The sequence below is a fragment of the Pseudomonas emilianonis genome, assembly GCF_023072625.1.
GTDB classification, from domain to species: domain Bacteria; phylum Pseudomonadota; class Gammaproteobacteria; order Pseudomonadales; family Pseudomonadaceae; genus Aquipseudomonas; species Aquipseudomonas paraveronii.
Genome location: NZ_JAKNRV010000029.1, coordinates 1 through 12,939, shown reverse-complemented (window position 1 = coordinate 12,939; position 12,939 = coordinate 1). Strand labels below are relative to the sequence as shown.

Sequence of the window (12,939 nt, the reverse complement as noted above, 5' to 3'; positions counted from 1 at the left end):
ATTTATCAACTGCCAGGAACGCTCGCGACCTCAGTAGCTGCCACTTCATCGAAACGCGGAAATCGCTGCTTTAATCGCTCAATCGTCCACCGCCACTTCGGCGTAGTCGGACGGCAAACCGTATTCTGATTCCCAAACATCCCAATCTCTCGTACTGCCTGGCTCACCGGCACGCTTTGCAGCCATTGGATCGGAACAAAATAGTCGCAGCGCTCCGGATCGTCAGCAAATTCTGCATGATAGTTGGCGCGCGTTGCGACCTCTAGCACCGGCCGCTCCTCGCCGTCTTGCATCACTGTGAACTCGTTCGCAGGTGTGGACGTGCCAAGAACGCGTCCTACGCCGACATAGCCTTGCTGCGGAATGTTTACCCAGATCCGATCTCCCGGAGACAGGAGCTGCAGGGTCTTGCTGTACCACGCGCCTCCACCGCCGGAAATAAAACCGAACTCCACAGCATCGGCCCATGAGCGCGAGGCAGAATCGCCGAACGAACAGTAGAACTCGCCGTTCCAAGGCTCGCTATGCCCTTCGCTCGTCGACGCGGCGTTCACTTGAGTCTGAACAGGATCGAGTAACCAGGATCGACTCAGTAGCTGTTGATCGCCCACCTGGAAAATTTGAAAACAGAGCACGTTGATCGGAATATCTCGCTTGCTGAGGTACTCAACGATTCGCTCGCTGCTGACATCCAACTCCGTGGCGACGATGATCAGTTGGTGGCTTTTATTCAAATCATCGTCGTCTAGCACACGACCAAAGCGCGCTAGAAAATCTGCATACAAGCTGCTTCCGGGGCGGAACCGTTGGTAAATCGCCGCGATTTCGTTCTCACGCAGACTCTCGACCCACACGGCGTAATCGAGGGTCTGAGCAACGACTTCACGGGGCGTGCGGTCTCGTTTGAGCTCAATTAGTACCAGATTTCCATCAGGAGCAATGGCCAATAGATCAATGCGCCCCCCCATACCAGTGCTTTCTTGCCTACCTATCAGCATCCACTCATCCGAGAGAATGCTTGGGGAGCTGATGATCATTTCTTCCAGTAGCTGCTCACTAGCCAATCGGCTTTGGCGAAGCTTATTGGGTGTAAGGCCGACGGTCCAGACGTCCGTTTTGATAGGCAAGCTGTGAGTCCTTGATGAAATTTTTTATGATAAAACTGGATTTCGCCGTCGAAACTCCGACCACGCAACAATCGCTGGTAGATGCTGAATTAGTTAGCGAGCTACTGACCAAATCAACATTCCATACATGCGTGAAACTCGGGTACGAATACGAGGAACTAGGTTGCCTCAGCTTACTCGCTCAGAAGGCATAATCCGTGCAAGGTCGAGAATCGCCTTGGCAAAAGCCTCTCCCACACCATTTCGCGAGATTTGTACGACCTCATTCAGACCCGTGGTGCTAGACAACTTCAATTCATCGTAAAGACAAACAGGGAGTTCACGATTGTTTTTGAATCTACGATCAGGGCCGCCCTTCTTGTTAACAAATTGCCACGTCCTGTCGACTACCGTGGCATCCCTGGGAAGCGAAGCACTTTCAATAAACCGCTTCGCATTGACCTGCAACTGCAGCTCTCGATAGCTAACCGCGCCCACACTTTTCTCGTCATAAATCAATACACGATCAGGGAAGAAATGCAGCGTTTGGCGCCCAACAACCATGGAGATAGTTTCTATATTGGTTTTTACATAAGGTGGTGAAGACCGAGCAATAGTCGTTTTTTTCCGACGTACAAGATTGCTCGCACCAGCGTGATACTTACGATCATGAACGGCGCCTTCGGCCTCGATATGCCAGGCCGCATCTGCTGCCGAAACCTGCTGGCCACTGCTGTGCAGTGCTTCGTAAGCTTCTTCCATCTCGGCGTCAAAATCGTAAAACAGTACAACCGTCTTAGCCATCGTATCGCGTACTGCAGAGGCAATTGTTAGGACTGAACCGAGGATAAGCGCACCCCACATAGTCCCAATGGACCAACCATTACGCAGGCCAAGAAATACTACGAGGATTCCTAGGACACCAATCCATGGCCAAAGCCGCCATCTTGCCTGCTTCGCATTCATTTCATCGAGCAAATCACGTGAGGATGAATCCACGATTTGCGAAGCATCCGCGGACTCGATCTCGACTAAAGGAGCGTGAGTGCCCTCAGGTATTACGGTAGTTTCAACGTGAGGCAAAAAAGGCGGCTTATCGTTGGTCCTTGGTACGGTAGCCCGGTAGTACAGGCCTCCCCGCCCCATATGAACGTAATTGCCTCGAGGTCCGGTCCCGATGCGTAGGCCTTTCAATCCCACCGAAACGCCCACACCCTGCTGGGACAGATTGAAACGAAACAGCCCTACTCTGACGCTCTTACGAATATAGAATCCCATTAACATTCCTTGATACAGCTTGAACATCCACTGTTAGGCGCAGACTCACTGCTCGCCAATCACAAGCAATATATCGTCGATATACCGCCCTTCCGCACCATGGGTACCATTACGCAAATACCCAGGAATCATCTGCTGAAATTCGATACGGTCTGCCGGAAGAAACTCAAGCAATGCTTCCAACATCGCTGGCCTCAATAGCCGCTGGTTAACAGGCACCTCTGGCAAATTCGGCCGGATCACATTCTCTTCAAGCCAGACCAACTTCTCTCGCAGGCTGTAGTTACCCTCAAGGGTAATACGCTCAGCGTGCTCGCTCTGCTCATCTGCCACTTGCTGGATCGAAACCTCCTCAGATTCCGTACTCCCCCCCTCGACCTCTGCAGCTGGCTCGGTTCGCAACCTCGCAAGCTCCTGAAGGATGGGTTCGATTTGCACACGGGCATTACGGAACCAGTCCACCGACCAAATGCGGCGAATATTCCAGCCCAATTGCTCCAACACGCTTTGACGCAGACGATCACGGTCACGCGCTGACTTGGCCGAATGATATGCCGCACCGTCGCATTCAATCCCCATCAGGTAGCGACCGGGCTGCCCTGGATCACGTACCGCCAGATCAATGAAGAAACCAGCAACACCAACCTGGGGCTCGCATTGATAGCCATGACGAGACAGCATCTCAATGACAGCCACTTCGAAATCACTGTCGGGAGCACGTTCAGACTCTTTGATGTGCGGCATGCGGCCGGACTCAGCGAAATGCAGAAAATCACGCAGTGCCTGCACGCCTCTGCTGGAAGTACCGGTCACCACTACATCGGTCGAGCTAAACGAGGAGAACACCTGCATCCGCTTCTTGGAGCGGGTATACAGCACGTTCAAACGTCGCCATCCGCTGGCACCGTTAATCGGGCCAAAACGTTGAGGGACGGTACCGCCTACCTCCATAGGGCCGTAGGTGCCGGAGATGTAAATAACATCTCGCTCATCACCCTGGACGTTTTCCAGGTTCTTGATAAACAGTGGCTCATCCTGACTTTGATTACGGTCCAATGCGACTTGCAGTTGCGGGCTTTGTTTGGCCAGATGCTCAAGCATCCGCTCGATTTGATCAGCCTGTTTGACGTTCATGGCCACCACACCTAGCGACTCATCAGGGCGGTGAATAACGTGGTGCTCGATGGCTTTGGCGACAACCTCGGCCTCTTCGATATTGCGTTGCTCGACAAAACGCCCGCGAGGCACTCTGACAAACTTGACGCCAAATTCGGTTGATTCACGGTGCGGTGATGGGTACACCACCAAATTGCTTTCATAGAAGGCTTTGTTGGAGAAAGCAATCAGGCTCTCGTGACGGGAACGGTAGTGCCAACGTAGACGTCGCAGCTTGAACAGCGGCATGGCTGCTTCCAAAATGCTTTCCGAGTCCTCGGCCAATGATGCATCTGTTTCATCGGTATCCGAATCGCCACCATTGCGGGAAAAGAAGTTCGTCGGTGGCAGCTGTTTCGGGTCACCCACGACCACTAGCTGTTTACCTCGGGCGATGCTACCCAATGCTTCCTCCGGGCGCATTTGAGAGGCTTCATCCATGACAACCAAATCGAACTCGACGTGCCCAGCTGGTAAATATTGAGCAACGGCCATTGGCGACATCATGAAGCAGGGTTTGAGGCCTTGTAGCGCTTCAGCTGCACGGTTCATCAGGCTGCGGATCGGAACATGCCGTGTCTTTTTCTCAGCCTCGCGCTGCAGCAAAGCCAGTTGCGTAAAGTCTCTGACCGCTCCATGACTATTTCCGACAGGAATATTGTTCTGACTAATACGTGAAGAAACCTGCTCACGTTGAAGATGCTTGAGCTGCTCATCGATATCAGCGAACCGAGCGCGGATGGCCTCCTGTTCTTTGCCCGAAAACTGACCCAGAGAGGGGTCAAGCTCAAGGATTTTCAATGCCCAGCTGTCAAGAAGCCCGAGCAGACAGGCATCAATGCAACGCTCAGAAACCAGCTTTTGCGTCTCGATTGCTTCGACGACGCTCTCAAACCCTAACTCGACCAGGTGCAAACGCAAGCGGCGGTACTCGAACCAATGGTCGAGCAGATCGGGGTTCTGAGCGGCCCAGGACAGACGACTGGCCATGGGCTCGAAATCTGCTTTCTCAATGGACTGCCACCACTGATCAGCAATAACCGCAGCGCTTTGGAAAAACGCTTCCAGTGCCTGCTCCCAGATATCTACAGCTTGCGCGAGCGCTGTACCTTGTTGATGCCAATGGAGTATCAGCTCCTCAGCTTCCTTTGGTGTGCACGCGGTCAACTGCGGAACGAGAATATCCCGAATCGGCAACGCCAAAATGGGCTGAACGAATGCAACCGTATGCCGCCAGGTCGTCAAGCGAGGTCGGGCCGCTGAAAGGTTGTCTATCCGAGGGAGCTCTTCACCTAACAAGCAGGTTTGTAGCACTGCGTCGCTTTGCAGTGCCGCCGAGCGGGTCTGCCAGCTCTCCACGGCCTGAATCAACTGCAGCAGTTGCCCCATCGTGGGCTTCTCTTCGCTGACTACGGGTAATAAAGAGCGTAGAGGGATTCCGATATCTTGGATAAGGCGAACATACAGTCCCTGTGGAGCAAGCAAATCTTCCGAACGCAAATCATGACTGTCAAAAGGCAACAGTTCTTCCAGGTCAAGACGATGCTCCAGGACATCCATCAGATAGGGTTCGAGGTCCGCGCTATCGCCCGAAACACTGGCCAATAGTTGCTGATCGACCTTAAGCAGGTATTCCGCAACCCATACCTTTGCACCGAATCCACGTCCGCATTCAGCCCGCAAGAGCTTGTACCAACCCCGCAAGCGCTTGAGTGCGTCGATCGGAGTATCAAGTCCTTGGAAATGCTCACCCAACTTTTCGGTGAACGCTTTGTTTTCATTCAGTTGACTGTGCTTTTTCAAATAGGCAATGACATCAGGCAAGACCACCAGAAGCTGGTTCAGCTTGAGCCCTGGTCGCGCCATGGCCAAGATTTCGGCTTTAGCAGAGCGCCATTGCCCCTTGAACCAGCGGAAAAGTGATTTATCTGCCAGAACCCGACTCAAATCTTCCAGTCGCGTATGACCAGGCAATCGTTCCAGCGTGAAATGACTCGCAGCCTGCTCCTGCAACTGCTTGATGACCGGGATGTCACTGTCCAACTCTACGAGCAACCCGTCCAAGGTCTCGTCTTCGAAGCGTTTATGGCGAAGAGGTGCCAAATCCTCGGGCATCGCCGCGAGCATTTGTAGAAAGAGCACTACTTGTTCAATGCCGATAAAATCGCTTCGCAAGCCTTGAACCGCGGCCCCTTCCGCCAACAACTGAATCAGCCTTTGAACGCGTGGAGCCAGCTCCAGTAACTCCTCAGCCTCTTCGATCACATCCAGCAAGACATTAAGTGACAGGGTCTCATCACCGTTATGCAGACGTATGGCCGCGCAGGCTTTTTTGATAGAAGCTATCGCTTGCCCAGAGCCAATAACATCAGCGCGCAATGATCGAGCTAGTACACCCTGCTCGTCCAACAAGGAGTCCATACCTTGCAGCCAAAGCTTCAATGCCTCACAGGACTCGATATCCAGTCGTCCTAACAGATCCCAATCCTCATCACCTTTAGGTAATGTAAGAACCGGAATTGAAGCGGCTAAATCTCGCAACTGATCTGGGCTGTAGGTTTCCAGCACAGCTACCTGTAGCTGTTCTGCTAATTGAGGACGAAGAGTCGCTAGACGACTCAGCGCCTGCTGAGCCAGGGAGAGATTTTCTAGAAGTGCAGAGCGCTCAGCACCAGTCACACGCGTTTTTGTGCTGCCAAACCACGGGTGCGTTTCAAGTTTGCCCGCGTGGCCAGCTTCCTCAGCTGTCTTGCGATAGATGTGTGCATAAAAGCCGGCCTGCTCTCGCAAATGCATTTTATCGATTCGCGCCTCCGACTCCGGGTGCAGGTCGGAAGGTTTAATCGACAACGCCTCACGCAAACGCGTTGCCTGCATTAGCACCTCATGAACACTCATCCCCGACTCTTCGAACTGAGCATGGAGATGATGTACGTGTTTGTTGAGCTGCTGCTTCAATCGCTCATAGTTGGCAATCAGATCCGCCAGTTGCTTGGGCGAGCGAAAGCCACCGCTGTTCTGAATACGTTGCCGGATGCTATCGATAACAGCGCTCTTTTGACTCTTATGACTATGCAGCTCCAGACAAAAATCGCCTAACCCTGCCCTTGTCAGACGGGTTTTGACCACCTCAAGCGCTGCGCGCTTCTCCGCAACGAACAACACTTTTTTGCCTTGGGCCAGTGCCGCAGCAATCATGTTGGTGATGGTCTGAGACTTCCCTGTACCGGGTGGCCCCTCGATCACAAGATCATCCCCGCGAATCACGTCTATCAATGCGCTGTGCTGAGAGCTGTCAGCGTCATCAATTAGAGGAAACTGCAGGTGAATCTGCTCAATGTCGTCTATTGAATGCTCGACGCAAAATGCGCCTTGCTTTCCTGTCGAATCGGCCGGTAAACCGTCCATCCCTGTTAGCCGCTTAACCAGGCCATGATCCAGCAACGATTGGTCTTTCCAACGACCTGGATCAAGGTCGAGATACATCATCAACTTGCCAAACTCGAACAAGCCAAGCGATGCGTAACGATGAACCTTCCAGTCAGGTTTAACCTTCAGCACCGTTTCAACAATGCGCTCGAAGTATTCCTCGGGGGTGCTGTCGTCGGTTATCCGCGGTAGCGCGATACCAAAATCGACGCGAAGCTTTTCCCGTAATGAAAGGTTGGTAAGAATGTCTTCGCCAGTAGGATGTACGCGGTATTCGAACGTCGCGGTTTGAGGATTGAGTTTGCCTTTCTCCAGATTCACTGGCACCAGCATCAGCGGCGCTAGGCGGGTGCTGTCTTTACCTGCGACTGAGTCGTCCCACTCCAGGAACCCGAGCGCAAGATAAAGAATGTTCGCACCCGTTTCCTCGAGTGCCGATCGCGACTGGGTATACAGAATCTGTAGCCGCGACTCCATCTCCACGGGGTAATAAAGCGTCTGAATAGCGTCGTCAGAATGCTTACCTGTTTGCCCGGTTTCAGGGGGCAGTGGTAGCTCATAGCTGGTCGCTATACCGAGGATCTGCGCCCAGACTTCTGCCGTAGGCTGTTTCTTTAACTCAACAACTGCGCCTGTCTTTTCGTCCAGCTTCAAAAAGCCGTGGGTAAGTAGCTGCCTTTCCGTTGGTTCAGGAACAGCAGCAAATCGCATGGATTTTTCATCTGCCAAGGTATCGAACAGGTGATCCGGCAACTCATCAATAATCCTTACGAAACGTTTGGAGCGCGCATGTGAAAAGTTCAGCAGCCGATTGCGAGCGCTGAGGTCGAGAAGCCTGCTTCTCAGCTTCTCCAGGCTTTCCGGTATCTCGCTTGGGGGCGTATCAAGGTCATCCCAATCGGTAAGAGGCGCTGGATCAATGGACTTTGAATGACCCTTGGACTCGGTATCGAACCGATAAACCGACCCTCCCCGGCCGCTACCTTTATTGAGCAGTCCCTTGGTAATGAGCTCGTCGCGAAGACTCCAGTACTCTTCCTCAGAGACAGCAAAATTCTGAAGCTCAGCTCGCCGATCGATCCGGTCCCTGAGTGACTTGTTGCCAACGGCCGTCCCGTCTGCGGGGACCAGTTCCAGTATCCATTGCAGAACAAGTTCATACCGTTGGACAGCCAATGATTCAGGGCCTGAGTTCACGTCGATCACCGCTAATTTTTGGGGCAACTGCCTGATAGGTTTTTTCCGGGCACGGTAAACCGATGCTCAGCTTCAGCTGGCCGCGATAACAAGAGAGGCTTTGTAGGGGCGCTGCCGATTTCTCGGTGCGCTCAAGATGCCATCCTTGGGAAACAGCGGTCTGCCTGGAGTTTGATGGATGTCACAATATCCAGCACTCGGAGCAAGGTAAAGGCAAAGCGCCTTCACGCCGCACAAATCCCCGTCTCCTCGACGATTGGTCAGTAAATCCCCCTACACTTATAGAAAACTCGGTCTCGGGATGATTCTCATTTCTAAACCCTTGATCTTACGGCTCCGTCAGAGGCGGAATGCAAAACTCGAGTTAAGCACGAAAGTACGTCTCTCAATTCGACCTCCTCGACCGTTTTCTCGATGCTCGATCAAAGTTCAATTCGGGCAACAACCAAACAAAAAAACTGACCAAAAAAGCCGGTCTTTACCGGAAAAAAATCAAAAGAAATCGTCAAAAAGTGGGTGAACAAATGGGGGAACAATAGGTTTTATAAAAACTATAATTTATTAATTTTCAATTACTTAACTACATAAAAAGCTAACCACAAGCCGGCTTTTTAATGCCTGCAGTCATCGAAATCCAAATACCCAACGCCAACCAAACATTCAGCCAATAGCGGGCCGCATATCGCCCTGCCCGCCTCTCAAGTCGCGTCACCTAGGCTGCAAACACTCCACCGCCCGTTCCGCCACCAGCTTCGCCATCTCCACCAAATGCATCACCGCCCTCTGCGGCGCAGCCAGCGGCTCCCCGAGCACCTGCGATGTCGCCACCGCACATTGCAGCAACTCAGCCACACGCACCCAGGCATCCTCGAAGCTCAGTTCTTCATTGACAGTAAAGGGGTTGGCCGCAGGCGATGACGATGAATCCGAAACAACGTTATCCATAGCAAAACTCCAATCGATAGTTTGGAGCTGCCACTCCCCGCGACTAAACGAAAGGCGGCAGCTGTACGCAGGTTAGTCGACCGGTCGATTGGAACCCGGCGCACCCGAAGGTGCCCTGCGTACAGCTACCATAAGAGGCAGGCGAAGGGGGGCCTGACTCATGAGTTGCTCATACGCCAATCGAATTCGGGCGACTAAACCCGATCACTGAATTTGCAGTGACGGACCGCAGCCTAGTCACGGAATTTCGCTGGCGCAAGCGGCTGGGATTCTCTAGGAAACGTCCTGCAAATGAAAGGGATCGATACTGCTGGCCGTTCAACCAATTGTCTCTTTTAAGTTGACAGTAAGACGCCTCCCAGCCGATTTACCCCCCACGTCCCACCCATTAATCTGTGCCCATGTTGAACGCAACGCCCAACCCACTTAAACAAAAAAGGATTCAACCATGAGCACGCCAACCTACAACCGCTTGAACAAAGACGACGCCGTAGTCCTGCTGGTCGACCACCAGACCGGCCTGATCTCCCTGGTGCAGGACTTTTCGCCCAACGAATTCAAGAACAACGTGCTGGCCCTGGCGGATCTGGCCAAGTTCTTCAACCTGCCGACGATCCTCACCACCAGCTTCGAGCAAGGCCCGAACGGCCCGCTGGTGCCGGAGTTGAAGGCGATGTTCCCGGACGCGCCGTACATTGCCCGTCCTGGTCAGATCAACGCGTGGGACAACGAAGACTTCGTCAAGGCGATCAAGGCCACCGGGCGTAAGCAGATCATCATTGCCGGTGTGGTGACGGATGTGTGCGTGGCGTTCCCGACGCTGTCGGCGCTGGCGGAGGGGTTTGAGGTGTTTGTGGTGACGGATGCGTCGGGCACGTTCAATACCACGGTGCAGCAGGCGGCGTGGAGCCGGATGACGCAGGCCGGTGCGCAGTTGATGAACTGGTTTTCGGTGGCGTGTGAGTTGCACCGCGACTGGCGCAACGATATCGAAGGCCTGGGCAATCTGTTGTCCCAGCGTATTCCGAACTATCGCAACTTGATGAATGGTTATGCGGCGCTGACGGCGCAGCAGAAGTAAGAAAACCGCCGTCAACGATAAGCCTGCTTGAAAAAGCAGGCTTGCTTCGTTAAATACCGCTATGGACGTTGCGGCGCCAGCGCTTTACTCAGTAGAAATAGTTGGACTCCGCTTTTTTATCGAGCCCCACCAAAACACTCTGAGCAATTCGGCAGGCCGTCGGCGCGGCGTTGGGCCCCCAGTGCTGGCAGTAATAACGACCTTCGTTGACCGACTTACCTTCCTCGGTGAAGACTTCGATCACCGCATTCCAGAGTGACACCCGTGGGGCGTCGCTGGTGGGGTCGAGGCACAACAGGTGGGTGATTTGTAATTCATCGTCATCGTTTGCCTGGTAACCCTGATAGCCGATAACCAGCAGCCAATGCCCCGCCAGGCCACCGTCCCAATCGACACCGACGATCGGGATTTTACGGTTGTCGACGGCATCGGCAATATTGCGGATGGTCGTTTGTCGTCGCGGAGCCGCATCCAGCACTTCGGTCACAACCCCGGCGCGCTTGAACACGTCAACCAGCCAGCTCACATCGAAATCGTCGGTGCCTTCCGACACCAGAGCGCCGAAGGCCAGCAGGCTTTCGCGAAAGCGACCCAGTCGAGTTCGGCCATCATAGCTGTCGAGTGATTGAGCCTGCTCGCGAGACATGACGCCCAGCGCGATCAAGGTCATCGCCACGCAATAGGGTCCACAGGCGCCATCCATTTCGCCTTGGCGCAAATGCACATAATCATGTGCCTGGGGGTGGGCACAGGTCACCGGGCCGTTGGGGGATACCGACAACCACGGGCTTACAAACATTCGATTCATGCAGTGTCATTCCTTTGCAAAAAAAGCAGCCGCCCCGTATGGGCGGCGTCACGACGAAAAGGCGGGTTCAACTCAGGCGTTCAAGCTGGGAACTCCAGCGCCTGCAATGTGCGCGTCAGTTCATGCCAGTCGCTGCAGTCTTTTTCACGTTGGCTGGCGGCGCCTTGCAAGGCGTTACGGCTCTCTTCGTAAGGTTTTCTCTGCTCGCGGAAGAGTTGGTCAATCAACTCACAGACGCTTTGGACCAAGGCGCTCTCCACCTCGGCGCTTGTTTCTTCAATCCACTGTATGCGTTGAAGAGCACGGCTGTGGTTGCGCTCGTTCTCCTTCTCTTCGCTGCGAGCGGCCATAAAAATTTCCGCAATGGCGAATACCAGTTGAACCACTGGCGCTGCGCGCCCCGCCCATTTCTGCAAGGTCGAGAGCCAACGGCCTTTCAACATCGGTATCTTCAGTTTGCGGCCCAGTACCAGCAACGAGGTCAGGTGATCCTGGTTGATGCCCTTGAGCTGAGCGAAGATCGGTCCGGACAACTTGTCCAGCAGTTCGCTTTCTTCGATGTTCGAATACAGCTTGGGATCGATCCCGGCGCCCGACAGCAACTCGTTGATTTGCGCCTTGCGCATGCTCTGCAACTCGCCTTCCAGCCATTGCTGCAGTTTCTCGGCAATGCCCTGTGCCTGAACCTCCAATGCACGGGTCAACGACGCGGGATCGGTACACTGATCGAGCGCAGCCTCGATGGCCGGCCGTGCCGCGAGAATCTCACGGCGCACCAAATGCCTGGCGCTGTTTTTCAGCTGTTGCTGCTGACGAGCCATATGCTCCAACTGAGCGTCAATCGCGCCTAACTGCTGGGCGTGTGGTGTTTCGCCGTCGATGCAGTTGGCCACTGGCGCCAGCAATGCCCTTTCGATAATTCCGAAGGTTTGCTTGAGCAGTTGTTGCTCACTGTCGAAATGCTGCAGCCATTGTTTGAATCGAACGATGAAGGCTTCAAAACCCGAGTGTTCAAGCAGTTTCGCCTTGCCCTCCAGGCGGCCACGACTTGCCGTTCTGATATTCATCAATATCACGGGCAACTGTTGAACCAGGCGCTCATCGATAGCATTTTTGCGCGCATGGTTGAGCAGTGTCAGAGAGAAGCTGGACTGGATACGCTCGATAGCGGCAGGGTCGCTGTCTTCATAGTTCAGCACGACGAACAGCGGGCGACGCTGGGCAATCAAAGTAAAAATACGCTCGATTATGTTTTGCGCGTCCTGATCTTCCTGGCGCAACACGAACAGAATCAGGTTGGCCCGTTTCAACTGCTCGGTGCTGACTTCTTCGTGTGCAATGGGTGCATTGATGCCCGGAGTATCGAGCAAGATATGCCCATCCCAATCGTAGCGATGTACCGCATCGGTGGTTGGAATATCGCCAACCACAGCGCGCTCTTCACCCAGCAAAGCATTGATCAACGTACTTTTGCCGGCGTTGTAGGCACCGAACAACATCACGTGTACTTTGCGTTCATCAATCTGTTCGACTAATTGTTCGATACGCTGGGACGCATCTGGCAGGTAGCGCGAAGCAATGCCGCAGGCGCTGGCGAGTAGGGTTTTGTAGTGTTCAAAAGGGTTCATCGCGCAATACGCTCCTTCAGCTGCTTCAGGTCCTGTTCGCTGGTCGCGATGATGTCGAACAGGCGCATGGCCTCGACTTCCACCAGGTTGATCGACTCGATGCAGGTGTCTACCGCCACGTTAACGGCCTTGGGCAAGCGAGCACGCAGGTCGCTCTCAAGCTTGGCATGCAAGCGTGCATAGCTGACGGCTACCCGCTTGGCGGCTTCATCTGGCGTCACATCCGAACCGACCCTACACGCCCGGTCGTCATCATCAACGCCGCCACCTCCGTGCGCTGCCGCCACTATTCACGCTTCGCCGACTATTTGT

8 protein-coding genes and 1 pseudogene are annotated in these 12,939 nt (G+C 53.9%); 2 read left to right on the top strand and 7 right to left on the bottom strand.

From position 1 onward, the window contains the following. Positions 1-5 precede the first annotated feature (5 nt). The 4 genes from L9Z73_RS05855 to L9Z73_RS05840 all read right to left on the bottom strand — a co-directional run bounded on the left by L9Z73_RS05855 (position 6) and on the right by L9Z73_RS05840 (position 9,110). A complete protein-coding gene (locus L9Z73_RS05855) occupies positions 6-1,127 on the bottom strand; it encodes an endonuclease NucS domain-containing protein (protein ID WP_047543313.1) in 1,122 nt (373 codons plus the stop codon). A gap of 168 nt (positions 1,128-1,295) precedes the next feature. Continuing rightward, complete coding sequence (locus tag L9Z73_RS05850; RefSeq protein WP_247397345.1) at positions 1,296-2,411, bottom strand: DUF4236 domain-containing protein; 1,116 nt, start codon at positions 2,409-2,411, stop codon at positions 1,296-1,298. Positions 2,412-2,429: 18 nt separating this feature from the next. Beyond that, positions 2,430-8,174, bottom strand: a complete 5,745-nt coding sequence (gene hhe, locus L9Z73_RS05845) for a DUF4011 domain-containing anti-phage protein Hhe (RefSeq protein ID WP_247397344.1) — start codon at positions 8,172-8,174, stop codon at positions 2,430-2,432. Positions 8,175-8,873: 699 nt separating this feature from the next. Beyond that, positions 8,874-9,110 carry a DUF6124 family protein gene (locus L9Z73_RS05840; RefSeq protein ID WP_247397342.1) on the bottom strand — a complete coding sequence of 79 codons (237 nt, stop codon included), beginning with the start codon at positions 9,108-9,110 and terminating at the stop codon, positions 8,874-8,876. A gap of 448 nt (positions 9,111-9,558) precedes the next feature. On the opposite strand from L9Z73_RS05840, the gene ycaC reads away from it, so the two are divergent. Then, positions 9,559-10,191 (top strand): isochorismate family cysteine hydrolase YcaC, encoded by a 633-nt coding sequence (ycaC, locus tag L9Z73_RS05835; RefSeq protein WP_247397339.1) that lies wholly within the window; start codon positions 9,559-9,561, stop codon positions 10,189-10,191. 88 nt (positions 10,192-10,279) lie between these two features. Here the strand turns inward: ycaC and L9Z73_RS05830 are convergent, their stop codons facing one another. The 3 genes from L9Z73_RS05830 to L9Z73_RS05820 form a co-directional block, all read right to left on the bottom strand. Further along, positions 10,280-10,999, bottom strand: a complete 720-nt coding sequence (locus tag L9Z73_RS05830) for a hypothetical protein (protein WP_247397336.1) — start codon at positions 10,997-10,999, stop codon at positions 10,280-10,282. Positions 11,000-11,079: 80 nt separating this feature from the next. Then, positions 11,080-12,627, bottom strand: a complete 1,548-nt coding sequence (locus tag L9Z73_RS05825) for a GTPase (RefSeq protein ID WP_247397333.1) — start codon at positions 12,625-12,627, stop codon at positions 11,080-11,082. After that, positions 12,624-12,800 (bottom strand): hypothetical protein, encoded by a 177-nt coding sequence (locus L9Z73_RS05820; protein ID WP_247397331.1) that lies wholly within the window; start codon positions 12,798-12,800, stop codon positions 12,624-12,626. Before L9Z73_RS05820 ends, L9Z73_RS05825 begins: the two co-directional genes overlap by 4 nt. Between L9Z73_RS05820 and L9Z73_RS05815 the strand changes: the two are divergent. Next, a pseudogene (locus L9Z73_RS05815) lies at positions 12,795-12,939 on the top strand (alpha/beta hydrolase); the annotation flags it as partial. The gene L9Z73_RS05820 and the pseudogene L9Z73_RS05815 sit on opposite strands and share 6 nt — an antisense overlap.